The sequence below is a fragment of the Kitasatospora sp. NPDC056446 genome, assembly GCF_042796115.1.
GTDB lineage: Bacteria > Actinomycetota > Actinomycetes > Streptomycetales > Streptomycetaceae > Kitasatospora.
In genome coordinates, this window is the sequence record NZ_JBHTRF010000003.1 from 120,422 (window position 1) to 140,234 (window position 19,813).

Genomic DNA, 19,813 nt, shown 5'->3' on the forward strand with positions numbered 1-19,813 from the left:
TCCCGGGCCCGGTCGCTCCACGCCCGGGTGCTTTCGCGCCCGGATGCTCCGCGCCCCGATGCTTCCGCGCCCGGTTACTCCATGCCCGGTTACTCCATGCCCGCCAGGACCAGCGGGAGGCGGCGGGCGCCGTCGGCGACCAGCTTCACCGGCACGCCCCAGTCCTGCTGGTGCACGTGGCAGGCGGGGTACTCGATCTCCGGGTCGTCGTCGCAGGAGGCCGCCATCGCGGACACGTGCAGCACGCCCTCGGCGACCTCGTCGGAGAGCACCAGCTCGCGGGAGAGGTCGCTGTCCGCGCCCGCACCGGAGACCAGCAGTTCGGGCGGGGTCGCGCTGACCAGCAGCCGGGTGGACGGGCCGTAGCGCTCGTCCAGCTTCTGGCCGCTCGGCGCCGAGAAGACCACGTCCAGCCGGAAGGCGCCCGGCGCGACCTCGGTGGCGGCGCGCCGGGTGCGGTGCGCCACCGGCTCGACCCGCACCGCCTCCTCCGGCAGCCGCAGCCTGGTCAGCCGGTGCCGGGCCGACTCGACCACCACGATGTCGCCGTCCACCAGCACCGCCCCGGAGGGCTCGCGCAGGTCGGTGGCCAGCGTGCTGACCTCGCCGCTCGCCGGGTCGAAGCGGCGCAGCGCGTGGTTGTAGGTGTCGCTGACGGCCACCGAGCCGTCCGGCAGCACGGTGACGCCCAGCGGGTGCTGGAGCAGGGCCTGGCCGGCCGCGCCGTCCCGGTGCCCGAAGTCGAACAGCCCGGTGCCGACGGCGGTCTCGACCGTCCCTGTTTCACGTGAAACCCAGCGCAGCGAGGAGGTCTCCGAGTCGGCGACCCACAGCCTCCCGCCGTCCGCCGAGACCGCCAGCCCGGACGGCTGGGCGAACCAGGCCTCGGCGAGGGGCCCGTCCACCAGGCCCTCGTTGGTGGTGCCCGCCGCGACCCCGACCGTGCCGGCCGCCGGGTCGTACGCCCACAGCTGGTGCACGCCGGCCATCGCGATCCACACCCGGCCGTCGAACCAGGCGACGTCCCACGGCGAGGAGAGGTCCACCTCGCGCGCCGGGCCCTCGGTGGCCGAGCCCTGCCACCACTGCCGGCCGGTCCCGGCCAGCGTCGTCACGCTGCCGTCGGCCAGCCGCAGCCCGCGCAGGGCGTGGTTGACGGTGTCGGCGACGACCACGTCGTAGTCGTACGGGTGGCCCTCCGGCAGCAGCGCCAGCCCCTGCGGCTCGCTGAACCGCGGACTGGTGCCGTCCACCAGGCCGCGCTGCCCGTCACCGATCCGGCGCACCACCGTCTCGCCGTCCTCGGCCAGCTCGACCAGCGAGTGGTGGCCGGAGTCGGCGACCAGGAAGTGGCCGTTCGGCAGCCGCACCGCCTTGCCCGGGAACTTGAGGTCCCCGGCCGTCGCCTCCGGCGCCACGTACGGGCCGTCGCCGCGCCGCAGCGTGCCCTTCGCGGCGTGCTCGGCCTCCAACTCCTCGACCAGCCGGGCGATCGCGTGCGCGTGCCCCTCCCCGGCGTGCTGCGCGACCACGTAGCCCTCCGGGTCGATCACCACCAGCGTGGGCCACGCCCGGACGGCGTACTGCTTCCAGGTCACCAGCGCCGGGTCGTCCAGCACCGGGTGGTGCACCTCGTACCGGGCGACGGCGTCCACCACGGCCTGGTGGTCCGCCTCGTGCACGAACTTCGGCGAGTGCACCCCGACGATCACCACGGTGTCGCGGTGCTTCTCCTCCAGCTCCCGCAGCTCGTCCAGGACGTGCAGACAGTTGATGCAGCAGAAGGTCCAGAAGTCCAGGATGGTGATCTTGCCCCGGAAGTCGGCGAGCGTGAGCTCCTTGCCGCCGGTGTTGAGCCATCCACCGGCGCCGACGAGTTCGGGGGCGCGTACACGTGCACGAGAAGCCATGCCCCAATCAAACCCCACGCCGCCCGTCCGCATTCCGGCGCTGGGGTGGTCACCGGTGCCGGCTGAGGTTCGGGCCGCCGGTCTAACCGAGGTAGGGAGAGGTCCGCTGCTCCAGGAAGTGCCTGAGCCGTAGGCGCTGGGTGTGGTGCATCGGCAGGTCGGCGATCTCCTCGGGGAGGACGAAGCGGAGGTCGGTGGACTCGTCGGAGATGCGCAGGGTGCCGCCGGTCACCCGGGCGGTAAAGCAGACGTTGAACTGCTGCCGCACCTCGCCGTCCGAGTAGGCGATGACGTGACGCGGGTCGGTGTAGGTGCCGACAAGGCCGGTGATCTCGACTTCCAGGCCGGTCTCCTCGAAGACCTCGCGCACGGCCGTACCCGGAAGCGACTCGCCGAGATCCATCGTCCCGCCGGGCAGGGCGTACAGGTCGTTGTCGACGCGTCGCTGGAGCAGGATGCGCCCGGCCTCGTCCGTCACGACGGCGGAGGCGGCGACCACCAGCCGGTTGGGCTTGGGGGCGTCGGGATCGTCGTAGTACTCGGTCCGTGCCACGGATCAGCTCTCCTCGACCGGCCGGGCGGTGCTCCACACCGCATCGAAGCTCGAAGCGTAGGTGTCGAAGAGCGTTCCCGCACCTGTCCGTCGAAGGTGCCAGACCGGCGCTCCGAAGGCGTTCACGCCCCACACGTGGGCGTTCACGAGCAACTGGTCGTCGGCCCGGTAGAGGCTGTTGTAGAGCGTGGTTCCGTGCGTGCGGATTTCGACGCCGGGCGTGCCGACGAGCGGCCGGCAGTGCATGAGGGCGAGCCTGCACCGGGACTCGATGCCGTGGCCGAACTTCTCCTCCTCCCCGCGCTGCCGCACGTTCTCGCTGTCGGGGTCGCCGATGGCGATCCGGACCGCACAGCCCTCGGCGGCGCGCTCCCGGAGCAGATCGTTGAGCCGTGGGTAGGCCTCGTGGAGGAAGACGGCGGCGTAGACCAGCACGTCGATGCGATCAGTGGCCTTCTCCAGCAAATCCACGATGACGGACACCGGTAGGTCGGCCCGCTGCTCGTACAGGGCCACCAGCTCAGGGCTTATCGCCCGCGCGGCGCGTGGCTGCCGCAGGCTCGGCCACAGCGCGAACATGTCTTCTCCCAGTACTTCGGCAGCCGCACGGGCCGTCCCCAGCCGGGGCGTCCGGTTCTGGTTGGCCCAGCGCTCAACCGACTTGGTGTCGACGCCGGCCTTGTCCGCCAGAGCGGCGCACGTCCAACCACCGGACGCCATGACGGCTTTCAGTCTCTCGTTCGGCATTTCGCGTGTCTCCCCGCAAAGCCCGGACCCTTGTAGGGACGTTGTACCGCGCGAGGGACGTTCTCAAGTGTCCCTTGCGCGAGGTTTCACCGTCCCGGGTCGCTGCCGGATCTTGGTGTGGACTCGCCGGGAGGAGGCCAATGATGGTGGACGACAGAGACACGCGGACGTTCTCCGAGCACAAGGCGGCACCTAGCGTGACGCTGGCCTCCTTCAACCCCCTCGACGACTACGACGCCGAGGTGTCGAGCCGGGTGGTTGCGCAGGGGACTTCTCGCGAGTGGCCTGCCTGTGCCTGTGGCGCGGATCTGTGTCCCGACACGGGGAATGCGGGGTCGTCCTGTGGCGGGGCGTAGCCGAATGAATCTGGTCGGCCGCATTCTGCCGCTCACGGCTGAGAGCGCCGCGGACGCCGGCCAGTGCCCCGGATGTGAACTCTTCGACGGCATGGCCGCGCAGTACCCGGACAACCCGACGATCCTGCGCAAGGTCGCCAAGTGGCGTGCCCAGCACGCGGACGACGGAGAGTGCCTGGCGGTGCGCGATGACGGATGAGTCCCTGGAGGTCCCGCAGGACTCAATGAAGCGCCCCAACGGAGCCGCTGAGCCTGTGGACCCGTTCAGGTGGATGAAGGCCCACCCGTGGCCTCCTCAGAACCCCGTCGAGCACCGGCGGGTTCTCACCCCGGAGGAGTCAGCGAGGCTCCGTTGACGGCCGAGCAGCGCGACCGGCGCACTGAGCTTCTGGCCCGGCTGCGCGAGGCGAACCACCCGTGGCGCTGAGCGCCTCACAGACCCCCGTGCCGTCCGTCTGGGGAAGGACCCGGCCGGTACGGGCAGCAAGGTGCACGACAGGCAGAGGAACGCCTCAGCCTGACCGACAGAGAGGGGAAGACCATGGGCAAGCGCGGCGGCGGGTCCGGCGACGGCAAGGGCGGCGGGCAGCAGGACGACAGCAACAAGGGCGCCGGGCACGGCGGCGGCGGGTCCGACGAGGGCGGCAACACGTCCGACGGCTCGTCCCCGGCGGGCGGCAGCGGCAAGTGACGGGCGAAACGCACAAGGAGGCGGGCCCCCAGGGGCTCGCCTCCGCGCTGATGGCCGGCGGCGCACTCTCTACGGACTGGCTCCCCTCCTTCAAGGCTGTACCCCGTGAGCTGTTCGTTCCGGACCGCATCTGGCCGGGCATCGCGGACGGCACCGAACAGAACCCCGTGGTGTACCGGTCGCAGGACCCCGAGGCATGGCGGAGGGCGGTCTACTCCGACATCCCGTTGACCACGCAGTGGGATGACGGGCAGCACCACGGAGACGGGCTCGGAACCACCCCGACATCGTCCAACTCCATGCCCACGATGGTCTTCTCGATGCTGCAAGATCTCGACGTGCGCCCGGGTGACAGGGTGCTGGAGATCGGCGCTGGCACAGGGTGGAACGCCGGTCTGCTGGCTCACCGCCTCGGCGACCCGAACGTCGTGACCGTCGAGTACGACCCGGACGTCGCACACGGTGCCCGGGAGCACCTGGACCGGGCCGGGTTCGCACCGACTGTCGTTGAGGGCGACGGGCGGCAGGGTTGGCCGGCCGGTGCTCCCTACGACCGGATCATCGCGACGTGCTCTCTGCTGGAGATCCCTCCGGCGTGGTTGGAGCAGTCGGCGCCCGGCGGAATCATCGTGGCGCCGTTCGGCACCGAGTACGGCGGCGAGCAAGTCGTCCGGCTGACCGTGAACGACGACGGGGCCGGCGCGAGCGGCAGGTTCACCCGCAGTTCTGCGTTCATGCGGCTGCGCCAGCAGCGTACGGACCGGCCCCCCTTCGAGGACTACCTCCGGGGGAAGGAGTGGCCCGCAGACGGGGCGAGAAGCACTACCGCGCTGGCGCCTCCGGACACGGGCGGGTGGTTCGAGCAGTTCGTCATCGGGGCGGCAGTGCCCGGGGCGTTCTGGCGGGCGGAGCGCTACGAAGACAGCGCGTACACGCTCTGGATCTACAGCCGGGACACCCGGTCGTGGGCCTCCGCCGACTACGAGCGGGGCCGCACGGAGTACGAGGTGTACCAGTCAGGTCCCCGGAACCTCTGGGACGAGGTGGAGGCCGCCTGGCATTGGTGGGACGACCAGAGCCGCCCCGGCTTCGACCGCTTCGGCGTCACGGTCACCCCGACCGGTCACACCGTGTGGCTCGACTCCCCGGAGAACCCGGTACCCGTCCGAGATTGATCACGTACCACCCGGGCCGTTCAATCCGATTCGAATGACAGGCGGCCGGATCTGAGCACGACGAAGCCCCCGGGGCCCTCACTCGGAGGGACTCCCGGGGGCACGGGTACTGCTGCGGACCTGTCGCAGTGCTCTCCCCGCCTCAGCCGGATCGGCTGGTGTCAGATGCAGATGATCACGGCGTCTGACCTCAGTGTCCGGCGCTGGTGAATCCGCGCGCCTTCGAGGACGGGCGAGCCGTCGTCCGGTGTCGTGCCAGCACCCGTGACACGACGCGTGGACGTTGATCTGTTCGCGCCTGCCACCGCTGCGGATCGGCTTCCTCCAGGCCGGTACAAGGGCAGACGCATGGCCTTTGCCGTCGCACCGCTGACGGCGCGACAGCACGTTCCCGAGCCCGATCTCGGCGACTCGCGCGGCGGTCTCGATCAGCAGTGGCGCGCGGTGCGGCGGTCGACCGTGCCACCGCCACAGGCCAGCGAGACAGCCGCCCCCCTTCGTCAGCACTTCCATGTCCAGCGCACCCCTACCCCCGACAGTCGCGGCCACTGCTGGGCAGAAGATCCGTGAACTGTCTGCTACCGCAGCGGTGTTGGCGGGGAGGAACTGGGAGACGGCCGGGATCGGCATTCCGGGCGTACCGGGTTCGGGGGGGCCGGGGCTCAGGTAGTGGGGGTGGGGCGGGGGAGGGTGGCTTGCCAGCGGGTCTCGCCGTCGTGGGTGTGGGGGGTGGGGTGCAGGCCGAGGGCGCGGGCGATGGCGGCGGAGGCGTGGTGGTCGGGGTGGATGTGGGCGACGGCCGTGGTGGTGCCGGTGGCGGCGAGGTGGGCGAGCAGGGTGCGGGCGGCTTCGGTGGCCAGGCCTCGGCGCTGCCAGGGGGTGCCGACCACCCAGGCGAGTTCGGCCTCGTCGGGGCCGACGGTGGCCTGGACGTAGCCGGTGAGGGCGCCGTCGGCGCGTAGTCGCAGGACCCAGTTGCCCCACTGCTCGGCCGGGTCGGGGGAGCCGGCGGCGAGCCGGGCGCAGCGGGCGCGCATCTCCTCGGGGGTGGCCGGGTGGCCGCCGGTGAAGGTGTGCAGGGCCGGGTCGGCGAGCGCGGCGGCCAGTTCCCCGGCGTGCTCGGGGGCGATCGGGAGCAGGTCGAGGCGTTCGCTGCGCAGCGGGACGGTGGTGGGGCTGGTGGTGGGGCTGGTGGTGGGGCCGGGGGCGGGGTCGGGGTGCATGACGGTATTGAAGGCGATCCGGGCGGGGCGGGGCGAGGGGGTTTTCCGAGCGCGCGTTTTCGGGGGTGCGTTTCCGCGGGTGCTTCGTGGCGGTGCTTTCCGGCGGGCGGGGGCTCGGGGTCGAATGGGGGCGACGTCAACACGGAGGAGGTCCCACGGTGCGGTATCTGGTCAGGGAGAAGCTGTTCGCGGTCGGCGACGACTACTGGATCGAGGACGACCGGGGCCACAAGGCGTACCTGGTGGACGGCAAGGTGCTGCGGCTGCGGCACACCTTCGAACTCAGGGACGCGCACGACCGGGTGGTCGCGGTGGTGAAGGAGAAGATGCTCACCGTCCGGGACGCGATGAAGATCGAGGACGCCGACGGCGAGGTGATCGCGACCGTCCGGGAGAAGCTGTTCACCCCGTTCCGCGACAAGTACCTGGTGGACCTGGCCTCCGGCGGCGAGCTGAAGATCCACGGGAACCTGATCGACAAGGACTACCGGATCGAGAACGGCCACGGCGACGAGCTGGCCCGGATCAGCCGCAAGTGGTTCCGGGTCCGGGACACCTACGGGGTGGAGATCGCCGACGGCGCGGACACCGGCCTGCTGCTGGCGGTCGCGGCCTGCGTCGACCACCTGGTGCACGAGGAGCACTGACCGGGGGGGAGCCGACGCGAGGAGCCCTGACCTCGGGGCCGCCGGCCCGTCCGCGGCTTCCGGTCGCCCGGCCCGTCTCTCACCCGCGTGGGGTATGTTTTGCCAACCCTTGACCAAGTGCGGCGAGGGGCCCGGCCGGTCGGCCGGGGGCGTACGGCGAGAGCGGACCGGGGGCTGGAACCACGATGAACGACATCCTGCACGGGCTCGGCGCGGCAGCGGCCTACGGCGCCCTCGGGGTGGTGCTGCTGCTCCTGGGCATCGGTCTGGTGGACCTGCTGACGACCGGCAGGCTCGGCCACCAGATCTGGGTCGAGCGCAACCGCAACGCCGCCGTCCTGCTCAGCTCCGCGCTGCTCGGCATCGGCGGCATCGTCTTCACGGCGATCGTGTACACCTATGCCGACTTCGCCAAGGGCCTTGCCTCGACGGCCTGTTACGGGCTGCTCGGGCTGGTGCTGATGGCCGTCGCGTTCTGGCTGGTGGACCTGCTGACCCCCGGCAGGCTCGGCGAGATCCTGGTCGAGCCGGAGCCGCACCCGGCGGTGTGGGTGTCGGCCAGCTGCAACATCGCGGTGGCGGCCGTGGTGTCGGCCGCGATCGCGTAGCGGGCGGGGCCGGGCGGAGGGCCGCCGGCTACGCCGGGTGCGGTGCCCCGCCCAGGAGGTGCTCCCGCCCCCAGTCCCCCAGCGGCCTCAGCGCGGTGTTGAGCCGCACCCCCACTTCGGTCAGCGCGTACTCGACCCGGGGCGGCACCTCGTCGTACGCCTGCCGGTGCACGATCCCGTCCGCCTCCAGCTCGCGCAGGTGCGCGGTCAGTACCTTCTCGGTGATCCCCGGCAGCAGGCGGCGCAGCTCGCCGAAGCGGCAGTGCGGGCGCTCGCCCAGGGCCCAGAGGATCGACACCTTCCACTTGCCGCCGATCACGTTCATCGCGGCGTCGGTCCCGCAGGTGTACGTCCCCGGCCTCGGTGCGGTCGCCATGCCCGCTCTCCTTCCGACCCGTCCGGCCTCGATGCTCACCCCAGGGTAACCACCCACTTCGAAGTGCGTACTTGAGCGTTCCGGCGGGTGGCACGGAGGCTGACTCCCATGACGGACAACCCTGTTGAGAACGCGTCCACGACCACGCCCGCCCCCCTCACCCCCCTCACCCCCCTCACCCTGCTCGGCCTCGGCGCGATGGGCACCGCGCTGGCCGGCGCCTGGCTCGCCGCCGGGCACCCGCTGACCGTCTGGAACCGGACCGCCGCCCGCGCCGGGACGCCCGCCGCACGCGGCGCCACCGTCGCCGGGAGCGCCGCCGAGGCCGTCGCGGCGAACCGCCTGGTCGTCGTCTGCCTGCTCGACGACGACTCCGTGGAGGAGGCCCTGGCCGACACCGACCTGGCGGGCAAGGACCTGGTCAACCTGGTCACCGGCACCCCCGGCCAGGCCCGGGCCCGCGCGGCCTGGGCCGAACGGCGCGGCGCCCGCTACCTGGACGGCGGGATCATGGCCGTCCCGCCGATGATCGGCGTCCCGGCGGCCGGGCCGTACGTGTTCTACAGCGGCTCGTCCGAGCTGTTCGAGGAGCACCGGACGGTCCTTGCGGTGCCCGCCGGCACCCGGTACGTGGGCGGCGACGCCGGGCACGCGGCCCTGCACGACGTGGCGCTGCTCAGCGCGATGTACGGCATGTTCGCCGGGGTCGCGCACGCCTTCGCGCTGGTCCGCGGCGAGGCGGTCGCGCCGGGGGAGCTCGCGCCGATGCTGGCGGGCTGGCTGACCGCGATGTCCGGTTCGGTGGCGACGACCGCGTCGCAGCTGGAGGCCGGCGACTACACCGGGGGCGTGGTGTCCAGCCTGGCGATGCAGGTCGCGGGCAAGGGAACGCTGCTGCGCACCGCAGCGGAGCAGGGCGTGAGCGCGGAACTGCTGGAGCCCTACTTCCGGCTGATGGAGCGGCGGTTGGCGGCCGGCGGCGGGGAGGAGGACCTGACCGGGGTCGTCGACCTGCTGCGACGGTGAGGGGCGGCCGGTAACGTACCGGCATGGCAGACCTCGAAGAACGCGCCAATGTCGTCGCGTCCGGCTCACGGCAGGCCGGGGCGGTGGCGTCGGTCCGACCGCGCCGCGCCGACGACCTCGCCGACTGCGTCCGGGTGCTGGGCGATGTGCACAGTACCGACGGCTACCCGGCGGACTGGCCCGACCGCCCCGCCTCCTGGCTCACCCCGGACGGCCTCCTCGCCGCCTGGGTCGCGGAGTCCGACGGCCGGCTCGCCGGACACGTCGGCCTCGCCCGCAGCTCCCCGGGCGACCTCGCCCCGGTCCTGTGGAGCGGCCGCACCGGCGGACGCCCGGAACTCACCGCCGTGATCGGCCGGTTCTACGTCGCCCCGGGGGAGCGCGGGCACCATCTCGGCGCGCGCCTGCTGGCCTGCGCCGTGGCGCACGCGCGGGCGCTCGGGCTCCACCCGGTCCTCGACGTCCTCGCCACCGACACCGCGGCGGTGGCGCTCTACCGCCGCCTCGGCTGGACGCACCTCGGCAGCGGCGAGCAGCGGTGGGCCTCCGGCCGTACGGTCACCGTCCACTGCTTCGCCGCACCGAGGGGGTAGCCCCGGCCGGCAGCCGGGCGGGGGCTCGCCGGGCGGACGGCAGCCAGGCGGGCCCTCCAGGCGGACGGCAGCCGGGTGGGCCCTCCGGGCGGGCGGCAGCCGGGCAGACAGCCGGGCGGACGGCGGACCGGTTTGCTGAGGTGGCAACAAAGCTTGCCGACATGCCGGGGCCGGTCGCAGCCTGGCGGTGGAGGTGAGCGCCATGAGCGAGACGACGAAGGCAGCAACCGGGGAGCGCTACGACGTAGTGGTGGTCGGCGCGGGAGCGGCGGGGCTGAACGCCGCGCTGGTCCTGGGCCGGGCCCGGCGCAGGGTCGCGGTGGTGGACGCCGGTGAGCCGCGCAACGCCCCGGCCGCCCACATGCACGGGTTCCTGAGCCGGGACGGCATGCCCCCGGCGGCGCTGCTGGCGGTCGGGCGGGAGGAGGTCGCCCGGTACGGGGTCGACCTGATCGACGCCCGGGTCGAGCACATCGAGCAGGTCGAGCCAGCCGAGCAGGCCGAGCACATCGAGCCGGTCGGGCAGGCCGAGCACAGTGCCGAGCGGGCCGGGACGCCCGGGACCGCCGGGCCGGGCTTCACGGTCCACCTGGCCGGCGGCCCGGTGCTGCACGCGCGCCGGGTGGTGGTCGCCACCGGGCTGCGGGACGGGCTGCCCGAGCTGCCGGGCCTGGTCGAGCGCTGGGGCCGCGACGTGCTGCACTGCCCGTACTGCCACGGCTGGGAGGTCCGGGACCGGCCGCTCGGGGTGCTCGGCACCCACCCGATGGCGGTCAACCAGGCGCTGCTGCTGCGGCAGTGGTCGGCGGACGTCGTCCTGCTCGCGCACGACCTGGTGCTGACGGAGGCCGAGCGGGAGCGGCTGGCCGCCCGTGGCGTGCGCGTGGTCGAGGGCCGGATCGTCCGGCTGGTGTCGGACGACGGGCGGCTGCGCGGCGTCGAGCTGGCCGACGGGCAGGTGGTGCCGCGCGAGGCGGTGTTCGTCTTCCCGCAGCCGGTGCCCCGGGACGCGCTGCTGTTCGGCCTCGACTGCGCCCGGGACGACAGCGGCTGGGTCACCACCGACCGTACGGGCCGTACCAGCCTGCCCGGCGTCTGGGCGGTCGGCAACGTCGCGGACCCGCGCGCCCAGGTCGTCGTCGCCGCCGGGATGGGCGCGGCGGCGGCCTTCGCACTCGACCATGACCTCGCGGAGGAGGACATCCGCCGGGCCGTCGCGGCCCACCGCGCGTCCGGCGCCGCGGTGCCCGCCTGAGCAGGGACGCTTTCGTCACCCACGAACGGAGAGACCGGACATGACCTCGAACCACCACCACGGCCACGGGACCGGCCACGGCCACCACCACAACCATGGGGACGTCCCCGCCGCCGACTTCGACTGGGACGCGCTCGCCGCGCACCTGGAGCACGAGGCCGACCTGCGGGCCGGCGCCGTCACCGAGGCCGCCCGCTGGCTGGCCGGTCTGCACGGGGACGGCGCCGTACGGCGGGTCCTCGACGTCGGCAGCGGCCCGGGGGTGATCGCCGGGCTGCTGGCGGACGTCTTCCCGGCGGCCGAGGTGGTGGCCGTCGACCAGTCGGCCGCCCTGCTGGACCGGGCCCGGACCCGCTCGGGCGGCCGGCTCGGCGTGCGACAGGCCGACCTGCCGGCCGAGTTCGACAAGCTCGGCGAAGCCGACCTGGTCTGGTCCGGCAACGCGATCCACCACCTGGGCGACCAGCAGGCCGCGCTCACCTCGCTCGCCGGGGTGCTGCGACCCGGCGGCCTGCTCGCGGTCGCCGAACGCGGCCTGGCGGCGCGCTACCTGCCCCGCGACTTCGGCCTCGGCCGGCCCGGGTTCCAGGCCCGGCTGGACGCGGCCCACGAGGACGGCTTCAGCAGCATGCGGGCCGAACTGCCGGACGCCACCGAGGAGATCGAGGACTGGCCGGCCATGCTGGAGCGGGCCGGCCTGACCCCCAGCGGCACCCGCACCTTCCTGGTCGACCACCCCGCACCGCTCGCCCGGCCGACCCGCGAGTACCTGCACACCCAGCTCACCCGCCTGCACGACCAGCTCGCCGAGCACCTCCTCCCCGAGGACCGCGGCACCCTGGAAGCGCTCCTCGCGAAGGACGCCCCCACCGGGATCCTGAACCGCCCGGACGCCTTCTACCTCTCCGCCATGACCGTCCACACCGCCCGCAAGGCCTGAGCCCCCTGGTCCCCTTGGGCCCCCTGAGCCCCTGAGCCCCCTGATCCCCCGGGTCCCCGCTTCCACGGGGCCCGGGGGATCAGGGCGCGACCTCCAGGAAGGCCAGCACCGCGAGCACCCGGCGGTGGTCCTCCTCGGAGGGCGGCAGGTCGAGCTTGAGGAAGATGTTGGCGGTGTGCTTCTTCACCGCCCGCTCGGTGACCACCATCCGTTCGGCGATCGCCGCGTTCGAGCGCCCCTCCGCCATCAGGCCCAGCACCTCGCGCTCGCGCGGGGTCAGGCGGTCCAGCGGCTTGCTGCGCGCGGTGTTCCCGACCAGCATCGCGATCACCTGCGGGTCGAGCGCGGTGCCGCCGGCCGCCACCCGGCGGACCGTCTCCACGAACTCGTCGGGGTCGAAGACCCGGTCCTTCAGCAGGTAGCCGATCGCGCCGGTGCCGTCGGCGAGCAACTCCTTGGCGTAGAGCTGCTCGACGTACTGGGAGAGCACCAGCACCGGCAGTCCGGGGATCCGCCGGCGCGCCTCCAGGGCGGCCTGGAGGCCCTCGTCGGTGAACGTCGGGGGCAGTCGCACGTCGACGACGGCCACGTCCGGGCGCTCGGTGAGGAGGGCCTCCAGGAGGTCCGGTCCGGTGTCCACCGCGGCCACGACCTCGAAGTCGTAGGCCTGCAGCATCCGGACCAGCCCGTCCCTCAGGAGGAAGAGGTCCTCGGCGAGGACAACTCGCACGGCAGCTCCATCGTCAGGGTCGTGGGGCCGCCGAGCGGGCTGCGGACGGCCAGGACGCCGTCGAAGGTAGCAAGCCGCCGTTCCAGGCCGCGCAGCCCGGTGCCGCGCGAGGGGTCGGCGCCGCCGGTGCCGTCGTCGGTGACCTGGGCCTTCAGCATGCCGTTCTCGTACCAGAGTTGGACGTCCACGGCGGCGGCGCCGGAGTGCTTGGCCGCGTTGGTGAGGGCCTCGGAGACGGCGAAGTAGAAGGCGGACTCGACGGGGGCCTCGGCGCGGCCGGGCAGGTCGGCCGAGACGCTGACCTTCAGCGGGCTGTCCAGGCCCAACGCCCGGACGGCGTCGGCGAGTCCGCGGTCCGCCAGGACCGGCGGGTGGATGCCCCGGACCAGGTCCCGCAGCTCGTTGAGGGCGGTGGCGGAGGCGTTGCGGGTCTCGGCGAGCAGCTGCTTGGCGGCCTGCGGGTCCCGCTCGACCAGCCGCTCGGCGACGCCCAGGTTCATCCCCATGGCGACCAGCCGGGCCTGCGCGCCGTCGTGCAGGTCCCGCTCGATGCGGCGCAGTTCGGCGGCCTGGGCGGTCAGCGCGTCGCGCCGGGTCTCGGTCAGGTGGACGACCTTGCGCTCGGCCGCCAGCGTCTCGGCCCGCGCGGTCGGGCCGAGCAGTGACGCGGCGAACCGGGTGTGGCCGCGCAGCACGGCGGGGGCGACGGCCAGGCCGACCAGCGCGACCGGCACGGCGAGCAGCGCGCAGTACCGGGCGCTCTCGGCGTCGGTCACGTGGATCCACAGGTACCAGTTGTTGCCGCCGTGGGAGACGATCGGCTCCCAGAGCCACGGCAGCAGCAGGCCGAACACGCCCCACAGGACCATGCCCAGCGGGACCAGCGCCAGGCCCGCGCCGACGACCGGGTCGACGGACAGCCAGACCACGTCCCGCCAGGTGGCCGGGTCGGCGATCAGCGCCTGGCAGTGCAGCCACGTGCCCCGGAAGCCCGGCTCGACCGGCGGCTGCGGCAGGTACGGGTCGGCGATCCGGACACCGGACCAGCGGCCGGCCAGCTCGCGCCGCCGGTCGGCCAGCCGGCGGACCGCCATCACGGTCGGCACCACCAGCAGCGCGCCCACCCCGATGCCCAGCAGGCCGACGGCGAAGGAGGCGGCGACGAGCAGCAGCATCTGCGGCACCGCCAGCCCGGACAGTGCCGTGCTGCGCAGCAGGTCCCGGACGGACCGCCTCAGCAGGAGCGACGGGCTCCGCCCCGCGCCGCGCCCCTCGTTCCCGACCGTGGTGCCGGTGTCGCTGTCCATGACCGTTCCTCCCCCTTCGTGACGGCCTCGCGGCCGCCGTCCCGACCCTGCGGCAACCAGCCTGCCGCACCGGGGCCCGCCCGACACTGGGCCCTGGACCCCTCCCGGGGGTACCTGGGTACACCCCCCGGTCGACGCCCAGGGGCCATGCCGCGACCCCCGGCCACCGGCCTAGGGTCCGTGGTGTCCGGAAGCCGCCCGCCACGGGGCGCCCGGGCTTCCACAACCATCGCCGCTGTCAGGGGAGTTCGTCATGCCCAAGCGCTCCGCCCGCCGTCCGCTGATCCGCCTGCTCCTGGTCCTGGCCGCCATCGGACTGTTCCTCTACGGCCTCACCCCGGCCCGTGCCGCCGGCCGGCCGGACGCCGCCCCCACCGCTGTCCCCGCCGCCTCCGCCGCTGTCCCCGCCGCCCCCGTGGTCGCGGCCAACGGGTCTCCCCCCGACCGGACTTCGGCGACACCGCCGGACCCGGCCGAGGTCGGGGCACTGTTCGACCGGCTCCTCCCCGAGTTGCTCGCCGCCCACCGGATCCCGGGAGCCGCGGTGACCGTGGTGGCCGACGGGCGCGCGGTCTTCACCGGCGGCTACGGCGTCGCGGACGTCCGCACCCGCAGACCTGTGGACCCGGCCCGGACCGCGTTCTTCATGGGCTCCGACGCCAAGGTGTTCACCGCGATCGCCGTCCTCCAGCAGGTGGGTGCCGGGACCCTGGACCTGCGCGGCGACGTCAACCGGTACCTGACCTCCTTCAAGGTCCGGGACAGCTACCCGGGCCGCCCGGTCACCGTGGAGAACCTGCTCACCCACACCGGCGGCTTCGACGACGCCTTCATGGGCCTCGCGGAGGAGGGCCCCGGGCACGTCGGGAGCCTCGGCGCCTCGCTCGCCGCCCACCAGCCCGACCGGGTCCGGGCCCCGGGCACCGCCGCCTCGTACGACAACTACGGTGTGGCGCTGGCTGGTTACCTGGTCGAGACGGTCTCCGGACAACCCTTCGACCAGTACGTGGCCCAGCACATCCTGCAGCCGCTCGGCATGGACCGGACCACCTTCAGCCAGCCGCACCCGGTAGCCGTGGACGCCGAACTCGCCCACGGCTACCGCCCCGAGGGCGACGGCCAGACCGAGACCAAGGGCCTCTACGGTCCCTGGACCCCGACCGGCGCCGCCGCCGTCACCACCGCCGCCGACATGGCGAAGCTGCTGCTCTCCCAGCTCCCCCAGGGCGGGCCGGGCGGCCAGGGCGGGCCCGCCGGCCAGGCAACCCAGGCAACCCAAGGAGCCCAAGGAACCCAAGGAGCCCAAGGAGCCCAGGGAACCCAGTGGGCTCAGGACGGCCGAGCCGTCGGGCGGATCCTCGACCCGGCGCTGACCGCACAGCTGCTCGCCCGCCACTACGGCCCCGACCCGCGACTGCCCGGCATGGCCTACCTGCTGGAACAGCGCACCCGCAACGGCGAGCACCTGCTGGTCAAGGACGGCGACGTGCCCGGATTCCACAGCAACCTCGCGCTGCTGCCCGAGCGCGGCGTCGGCCTCTACGTGACCTTCAACGGCGACGGCACCGACGCGACCGGCGGCTGGGCCACCCAGCAGGTGCTGAACGCCTTCCTCGACCGCTTCTACCCGGCCGCCCCGCCCGCCGCGTCCGCGCCGATCACCGGCGGCCTGGACGCCTACACCGGCGACTACCGCTCCACCCGCACCGGCCACGCCGACCTGACCAGGGCCGCCGCCCTGCTGGCCTCCGTGCACGTCACCGCCGAGCACGGCCGGCTCACCGTCACCGGCCCGGTCGGCCGCGACCCGGAGGCCGGTGAGACGCACTGGGAGCAGGTCCAGCCCGGGCTGTTCCAGGAGGTCGGCGGCACCGCCCGGATCGCCTTCCACCGGGGCGCCGACGGCGAAGCGCTCTCCCTGCTCACCGACAGCGACCCGACCATCGCCTTCCAGCGGCTCGCCTGGTACCAGGCGCCCGGCCTGCACCGCCTGGTCGCCGCCGGCAGCCTGGTGGTCCTCGCCCTGACCCTGCTCGGCTGGCCGGTGGGCGCGCTGGTGCGCCGGGTGCGCCGCAGGGGCCTGGCCGACCGCCCCGCCGTCCGGCTGCTCGGCTGGACCACCGGCGCGCTGCTGTTCGCCGCCACCGGCTGCTTCGCCCTGCTGACGGCCGACCCCAACGCGCTCAACCAGACGCTGTTCCTCGGTGATTCGCCGCTGCTGACCGTGGTCCCGGTGCTGGTCGTGACCGCCCTGGTGCTCAGCCCGGCGATGGCGGTCTGCGCGGTGCTGGCGTGGCGCGGGCGCTGGTGGACCCTGTTCGGCCGGCTGCACTACACCGGGCTGACGCTGGCGGTGCTGCTCTTCCTGGTCCTCGCCGGGGCGTACGACCTGGCCGGGACGGGCGCGCTGGACCTGATCGGCTGACCTGATCGGCTGACCGGAGCGGGACGGGCGCGGGCGAGGGCGCGGGGCCGGGGCACCACCCCCGGCCCCGCGCCCGTCGGCGGCTCAGCCCTCCGAGCCGCCGAAGCGCGCCGACCAAGCCGCCAGGTCCTCGTCCGTGATCTTGGCGAACAGCACCGGAGGCACCGTGAACGCCGTCCCGGCCGGCACCTGGTCGAGTGCCCGCGCCTCCTGGGGGCCCACCCAGGCGCGGGTGGCGGCCGGGGAGTCCGCGGGCAGCGTGAAGGCCCCGCGCATCGCCGCCGCCGTGCTGGGGATGAACGGCTCGGACACCACCGCGTACAGGTGGATCAGGTTCATCGCCGTGCGCAGGGTCAGCGCCGCGGCCTCCGGGTCGGTCTTCACCTGGGTCCAGGGCGCCTTCTCGTCCAGGTACGCGTTGCCCGCGCTCCACAGCGCGCGCAGGGCCTGCGCCGCCTTGCGGAAGTTGAGCGCGTCCAGCTGGGCCTCGTACTCGGCGAGCAGCCCGGCGACCTGCTCGCCGAGGCGCTGCTCGGCCCCGCCCGCCGGGTGGCCGCCGGGGACGTCGTCGCCGAAGCGCTTGCGGCTGAAGGTCAGCACCCGGTTGACGAAGTTGCCGAGGGTGTCGGCGAGGTCCTTGTTGACCACCGAGGCGAAGAGGTCCCAGGTGAAGCTGGAGTCGTCCGACTCGGGGGCGTGCGCCATCAGGAAGTAGCGCCAGTAGTCGGCCGGCAGCAGCTCCAGCGCGACGTCGGTGAAGATGCCGCGCTTCTGGCTGGTGGAGAACTTCCCGCCGTAGTACGTCAGCCAGTTGAAGGCCTTGACGTAGTCGACCTTCTTCCACGGGCGGCGCGAGCCGAGGATGGTGGCCGGGAACATCACGGTGTGGAACGGGACGTTGTCCTTGGCCATGAACTCGGTGTAGCGGACGGTCGCGTCCGCCTCGTACCACCAGGACTTCCAGTCCCGCAGCTGCCCGGCGGGGGCGGCGTCCGCCCACTCCTTGGTGGCGCCGATGTACTCGATCGGGGCGTCGAACCAGACGTAGAACACCTTGCCGTCGGCGGCCAGTTCGGGCCAGACGTCGGCCGGCACCGGGACGCCCCACTCCAGGTCGCGGGTGATCGAGCGGTCGTGCAGGCCTTCGGCCAGCCACTTGCGGGCGATCGAGGAGGCCAGCACCGGCCAGGCGTCGGCGTGGGCGGCGATCCAGTCCTCGACCTCCTCGGTCAGCTTCGACTGGAGCAGGAACAGGTGCCTGGTCTCCCGGACTTCGAGGTCGGAGCTGCCGCTGATGGCCGAGCGCGGCTCCAGCAGGTCGGTCGGGTCGAGCACCCGGGTGCAGTTCTCGCACTGGTCGCCGCGCGCCTTGTCGTAGCCGCAGTGCGGGCAGGTGCCGACGATGTAGCGGTCCGGCAGGAAGCGGCCGTCGGTGTCGGAGTACACCTGGCGGACCGGGCGCTCCTCGATGAAGCCGTTGCGCTGGAGCTCGCGGGCGATTTCCTGGGTGATCTCCCGGTTCTGCGGCGAGGAGCTGCGGCCGAAGTGGTCGAAGGAGAGCCCGAAGCCGTCGTAGACCGCCTTCTGGGCGTCGTGCGCCCGGGCGCAGAACTCGGCGACGGGAAGTCCGGCCTCCTGGGCGGCCAGTTCGGCGGGGGTGCCGTGCTCGTCGGTGGCGCAGATGAACAGCACCTCGTGGCCGCGCTGTCGCAGGTAGCGGGAGTAGACGTCCGCCGGGAGCATGGACCCGACCATGTTGCCCAGGTGCTTGATCCCGTTGATGTACGGAAGGGCGCTGGTGACCAGGTGCCGAGCCATCCTCGGATGCTCCGATTTCTCCCGCACGCGCACCCCACCCGGAGTGCTGTGCCAGGCGCAGGGGTCCACTGTGGGCTGCCAAGCCTACCGCCGCGCCCTGCCCCGGACGGCTGTCGTCCGGCCGCGTCCCGGTGGTTCTCAGGGCCGGGTGAGGTCGCCGTACCGGTCGAACTCCCCGTCCTTCACGCCCCGGACGAAGGCGGCCCACTTGCGCGGCGTGGTCTGCACGATGACCTCGGGCCGGTCCGACTCCCGGATCTCCACCAGCCCGCCCGCCGCTCTGACCTCGACGCAGTCGGTGCTCTCTCCGCTGGCCGACGCCTTGCGCCACGTTGTCATGAGAAGTCTTTCAGTAAGGTCCGGATGAAGTCCCGGGACTCGTCCGGCCCGAGCGCGATCGCCGCAGTCTTCTCCTTGATCAGGCGGTAGGAGGCCAATTCCGCTTCGGAGTGCACGAACTTCGGCCCGTGGGAGAGGTCGATCTGGACGGTGTCGAGCTCCGGGACCGGCCCGCGGGCGAGATAGAGGCTCTCCCCGGAGCCCGTGTAGGTGGGGACGCTGAACGGGATCACCCGGATCTCCACCCCGGGCCGCTCGGAATTCTCCAGCAGGTTCCGCAACTGCTCGCGCAGCACTTCGGGACCGCCGAACTGCATGCGCAGCGCGGACTCGTGCAGGAATGCGCTGTACGGCTTCGGATGGTCGACGAAGATCTGCTGGCGCCGAATCCGGAATGCCTTCCGGACCTCCGCCTCCTGCCGGTACTGCGGGGGGAGGCGCTCGAACACCGCGGCGGCGTACGCCGGGGTCTGCAGCAGGCCGGGGATGAAGGTGCTGTTCAGGATGGACAGGGAGGCCGCGTGGTGCTCCATCTCCGCGATGTCGATGATCGCGTTGGGCAGCCGGCCGCGGTAGCTGTCCCACCAGTACTTGCGCCGGTCCTGTGTCATCGAGATCAGCGCGTCGAGGTAGGGTCCGTCCTCCCAGCCGCAGGTGCGGGCCCAGGTCCGGAGCCGCTCGGCGCTGATGCCCGACTTCCCGTTCTCCATCTGGGAGATCTTGGGCAGGTCGGTGCCGATGGTGGCGGCCAGGCTCTTGGGCGTCACGCCCACGCGTTCGCGCATCTTGCGCAACTCGATCCCGAGGCGCTGCTGGCGCACGGTCGGCGACAAGCGGGGTGGCATGACTCTCTTCTCCGGGTCACGGCTGCGGGCGATGCTTCCGGTGAAGTGTGCCGCGCATACCGGGCCCTAGCTACCGAATTGGGGGATACCCCACGATGGAGTGAACGTTCTCCGGCTCGGTAGCAACTCTGGCACCCTGACCCTATGGTCGTCGTGTCACTCGCTGACTTGTTGTCGTCTAAACAGTCGTCAATCAGCCGTAATTACACACCAGATGCATGGTCACGGCACCCGACATCACCGACCGGA

The 19,813-nt window shown here is 72.9% G+C and carries 20 protein-coding genes; 10 read left to right on the forward strand and 10 right to left on the reverse strand.

What is annotated here, in order from left to right:
- Nucleotides 1–89: 89 nt before the first annotated feature.
- From ACFQ6N_RS03160 to ACFQ6N_RS03170, 3 genes are all read right to left on the reverse strand, one after another.
- Nucleotides 90–1,910 carry an NHL domain-containing thioredoxin family protein gene (locus ACFQ6N_RS03160; RefSeq protein ID WP_380646508.1) on the reverse strand — a complete coding sequence of 607 codons (1,821 nt, stop codon included), beginning with the start codon at nt 1,908–1,910 and terminating at the stop codon, nt 90–92.
- An 82-nt stretch (nt 1,911–1,992) separates the two neighbouring features.
- Complete coding sequence (locus ACFQ6N_RS03165; protein WP_380646509.1) at nt 1,993–2,463, reverse strand: NUDIX domain-containing protein; 471 nt, start codon at nt 2,461–2,463, stop codon at nt 1,993–1,995.
- A 3-nt stretch (nt 2,464–2,466) separates the two neighbouring features.
- Nucleotides 2,467–3,210, reverse strand: coding sequence for an XRE family transcriptional regulator (locus ACFQ6N_RS03170; protein ID WP_380646510.1), 744 nt, complete (start codon nt 3,208–3,210; stop codon nt 2,467–2,469).
- A 360-nt stretch (nt 3,211–3,570) separates the two neighbouring features.
- On the opposite strand from ACFQ6N_RS03170, the gene ACFQ6N_RS03175 reads away from it, so the two are divergent.
- From ACFQ6N_RS03175 to ACFQ6N_RS03185, 3 genes are all read left to right on the forward strand, one after another.
- Nucleotides 3,571–3,765 (forward strand): hypothetical protein, encoded by a 195-nt coding sequence (locus ACFQ6N_RS03175; protein ID WP_380646511.1) that lies wholly within the window; start codon nt 3,571–3,573, stop codon nt 3,763–3,765.
- A gap of 342 nt (nt 3,766–4,107) precedes the next feature.
- Nucleotides 4,108–4,257 carry a hypothetical protein gene (locus ACFQ6N_RS03180; RefSeq protein ID WP_199922064.1) on the forward strand — a complete coding sequence of 50 codons (150 nt, stop codon included), beginning with the start codon at nt 4,108–4,110 and terminating at the stop codon, nt 4,255–4,257.
- 50 nt (nt 4,258–4,307) lie between these two features.
- Nucleotides 4,308–5,432, forward strand: coding sequence for a methyltransferase domain-containing protein (locus ACFQ6N_RS03185; protein WP_380646512.1), 1,125 nt, complete (start codon nt 4,308–4,310; stop codon nt 5,430–5,432).
- Nucleotides 5,433–6,094: 662 nt separating this feature from the next.
- On the opposite strand, the gene ACFQ6N_RS03190 is transcribed toward ACFQ6N_RS03185, so the two are convergent.
- Nucleotides 6,095–6,655, reverse strand: coding sequence for a GNAT family N-acetyltransferase (locus ACFQ6N_RS03190; RefSeq protein WP_380646513.1), 561 nt, complete (start codon nt 6,653–6,655; stop codon nt 6,095–6,097).
- A gap of 158 nt (nt 6,656–6,813) precedes the next feature.
- Between ACFQ6N_RS03190 and ACFQ6N_RS03195 the strand changes: the two genes are divergently transcribed.
- Both ACFQ6N_RS03195 and ACFQ6N_RS03200 read left to right on the forward strand, forming a co-directional pair.
- A complete protein-coding gene (locus ACFQ6N_RS03195) occupies nt 6,814–7,302 on the forward strand; it encodes an LURP-one-related/scramblase family protein (RefSeq protein ID WP_380646514.1) in 489 nt (162 codons plus the stop codon).
- A gap of 185 nt (nt 7,303–7,487) precedes the next feature.
- Nucleotides 7,488–7,910, forward strand: a complete 423-nt coding sequence (locus ACFQ6N_RS03200) for a DUF350 domain-containing protein (protein WP_380646515.1) — start codon at nt 7,488–7,490, stop codon at nt 7,908–7,910.
- Between the two features lie 28 nt (nt 7,911–7,938).
- Here the strand turns inward: ACFQ6N_RS03200 and ACFQ6N_RS03205 are convergent, their stop codons facing one another.
- Nucleotides 7,939–8,286: a winged helix-turn-helix transcriptional regulator gene (locus tag ACFQ6N_RS03205; protein ID WP_380646516.1), complete on the reverse strand. Its 348-nt coding sequence runs from the start codon at nt 8,284–8,286 to the stop codon at nt 7,939–7,941.
- A gap of 108 nt (nt 8,287–8,394) precedes the next feature.
- Between ACFQ6N_RS03205 and ACFQ6N_RS03210 the strand changes: the two genes are divergently transcribed.
- From ACFQ6N_RS03210 to ACFQ6N_RS03225, 4 genes are all read left to right on the forward strand, one after another.
- Nucleotides 8,395–9,312, forward strand: coding sequence for an NAD(P)-dependent oxidoreductase (locus ACFQ6N_RS03210; RefSeq protein ID WP_380646517.1), 918 nt, complete (start codon nt 8,395–8,397; stop codon nt 9,310–9,312).
- A gap of 23 nt (nt 9,313–9,335) precedes the next feature.
- Complete coding sequence (locus ACFQ6N_RS03215) at nt 9,336–9,905, forward strand: GNAT family N-acetyltransferase (RefSeq protein ID WP_380646518.1); 570 nt, start codon at nt 9,336–9,338, stop codon at nt 9,903–9,905.
- Nucleotides 9,906–10,107: 202 nt separating this feature from the next.
- Nucleotides 10,108–11,160, forward strand: coding sequence for an NAD(P)/FAD-dependent oxidoreductase (locus ACFQ6N_RS03220; protein ID WP_380646519.1), 1,053 nt, complete (start codon nt 10,108–10,110; stop codon nt 11,158–11,160).
- 40 nt (nt 11,161–11,200) lie between these two features.
- On the forward strand, nt 11,201–12,100 hold the full coding sequence (locus tag ACFQ6N_RS03225) for a class I SAM-dependent methyltransferase (RefSeq protein ID WP_380646520.1): 900 nt from the start codon (nt 11,201–11,203) through the stop codon (nt 12,098–12,100).
- A 79-nt stretch (nt 12,101–12,179) separates the two neighbouring features.
- Here ACFQ6N_RS03225 and ACFQ6N_RS03230 read toward each other — a convergent pair whose 3' ends face one another.
- Both ACFQ6N_RS03230 and ACFQ6N_RS03235 read right to left on the reverse strand, forming a co-directional pair.
- Nucleotides 12,180–12,830 (reverse strand): response regulator, encoded by a 651-nt coding sequence (locus ACFQ6N_RS03230; RefSeq protein WP_380646521.1) that lies wholly within the window; start codon nt 12,828–12,830, stop codon nt 12,180–12,182.
- On the reverse strand, nt 12,794–14,137 hold the full coding sequence (locus ACFQ6N_RS03235) for a sensor histidine kinase (RefSeq protein ID WP_380646522.1): 1,344 nt from the start codon (nt 14,135–14,137) through the stop codon (nt 12,794–12,796). Before ACFQ6N_RS03235 ends, ACFQ6N_RS03230 begins: the two co-directional genes overlap by 37 nt.
- 253 nt (nt 14,138–14,390) lie before the next feature.
- Here ACFQ6N_RS03235 and ACFQ6N_RS03240 point away from each other — a divergent pair, with 253 nt between their 5' ends.
- A complete protein-coding gene (locus tag ACFQ6N_RS03240) occupies nt 14,391–16,562 on the forward strand; it encodes a serine hydrolase domain-containing protein (RefSeq protein WP_380646523.1) in 2,172 nt (723 codons plus the stop codon).
- Between the two features lie 84 nt (nt 16,563–16,646).
- On the opposite strand, the gene metG is transcribed toward ACFQ6N_RS03240, so the two are convergent.
- The 3 genes from metG to ACFQ6N_RS03255 all read right to left on the reverse strand — a co-directional run bounded on the left by metG (nt 16,647) and on the right by ACFQ6N_RS03255 (nt 19,564).
- On the reverse strand, nt 16,647–18,380 hold the full coding sequence (gene metG, locus ACFQ6N_RS03245) for a methionine--tRNA ligase (protein ID WP_380646524.1): 1,734 nt from the start codon (nt 18,378–18,380) through the stop codon (nt 16,647–16,649).
- Between the two features lie 138 nt (nt 18,381–18,518).
- Complete coding sequence (locus ACFQ6N_RS03250) at nt 18,519–18,719, reverse strand: DUF397 domain-containing protein (RefSeq protein ID WP_380646525.1); 201 nt, start codon at nt 18,717–18,719, stop codon at nt 18,519–18,521.
- Nucleotides 18,716–19,564, reverse strand: coding sequence for a helix-turn-helix domain-containing protein (locus ACFQ6N_RS03255; protein ID WP_380646526.1), 849 nt, complete (start codon nt 19,562–19,564; stop codon nt 18,716–18,718). The genes ACFQ6N_RS03250 and ACFQ6N_RS03255 overlap by 4 nt, the downstream gene beginning before the upstream one ends.
- Nucleotides 19,565–19,813 lie beyond the last annotated feature (249 nt).

Bases quoted from the DNA above. Each gene is read 5' to 3' on its own strand.
- ACFQ6N_RS03190 (WP_380646513.1), bottom strand. From the start codon at position 6,655: ATGCACCCCGACCCCGCCCCCGGCCCCACCACCAGCCCCACCACCAGC.
- ACFQ6N_RS03210 (WP_380646517.1), top strand. From the start codon at position 8,395: ATGACGGACAACCCTGTTGAGAACGCGTCCACGACCACGCCCGCCCCC.
- ACFQ6N_RS03160 (WP_380646508.1), bottom strand. From the start codon at position 1,910: ATGGCTTCTCGTGCACGTGTACGCGCCCCCGAACTCGTCGGCGCCGGT.
- ACFQ6N_RS03255 (WP_380646526.1), bottom strand. From the start codon at position 19,564: ATGCCACCCCGCTTGTCGCCGACCGTGCGCCAGCAGCGCCTCGGGATC.
- ACFQ6N_RS03205 (WP_380646516.1), bottom strand. From the start codon at position 8,286: ATGGCGACCGCACCGAGGCCGGGGACGTACACCTGCGGGACCGACGCC.
- ACFQ6N_RS03240 (WP_380646523.1), top strand. From the start codon at position 14,391: ATGCCCAAGCGCTCCGCCCGCCGTCCGCTGATCCGCCTGCTCCTGGTC.
- ACFQ6N_RS03225 (WP_380646520.1), top strand. From the start codon at position 11,201: ATGACCTCGAACCACCACCACGGCCACGGGACCGGCCACGGCCACCAC.
- ACFQ6N_RS03200 (WP_380646515.1), top strand. From the start codon at position 7,488: ATGAACGACATCCTGCACGGGCTCGGCGCGGCAGCGGCCTACGGCGCC.
- metG (WP_380646524.1), bottom strand. From the start codon at position 18,380: ATGGCTCGGCACCTGGTCACCAGCGCCCTTCCGTACATCAACGGGATC.
- ACFQ6N_RS03235 (WP_380646522.1), bottom strand. From the start codon at position 14,137: ATGGACAGCGACACCGGCACCACGGTCGGGAACGAGGGGCGCGGCGCG.
- ACFQ6N_RS03185 (WP_380646512.1), top strand. From the start codon at position 4,308: ATGGCCGGCGGCGCACTCTCTACGGACTGGCTCCCCTCCTTCAAGGCT.
- ACFQ6N_RS03250 (WP_380646525.1), bottom strand. From the start codon at position 18,719: ATGACAACGTGGCGCAAGGCGTCGGCCAGCGGAGAGAGCACCGACTGC.
- ACFQ6N_RS03175 (WP_380646511.1), top strand. From the start codon at position 3,571: ATGAATCTGGTCGGCCGCATTCTGCCGCTCACGGCTGAGAGCGCCGCG.
- ACFQ6N_RS03180 (WP_199922064.1), top strand. From the start codon at position 4,108: ATGGGCAAGCGCGGCGGCGGGTCCGGCGACGGCAAGGGCGGCGGGCAG.
- ACFQ6N_RS03215 (WP_380646518.1), top strand. From the start codon at position 9,336: ATGGCAGACCTCGAAGAACGCGCCAATGTCGTCGCGTCCGGCTCACGG.
- ACFQ6N_RS03220 (WP_380646519.1), top strand. From the start codon at position 10,108: ATGAGCGAGACGACGAAGGCAGCAACCGGGGAGCGCTACGACGTAGTG.
- ACFQ6N_RS03170 (WP_380646510.1), bottom strand. From the start codon at position 3,210: ATGCCGAACGAGAGACTGAAAGCCGTCATGGCGTCCGGTGGTTGGACG.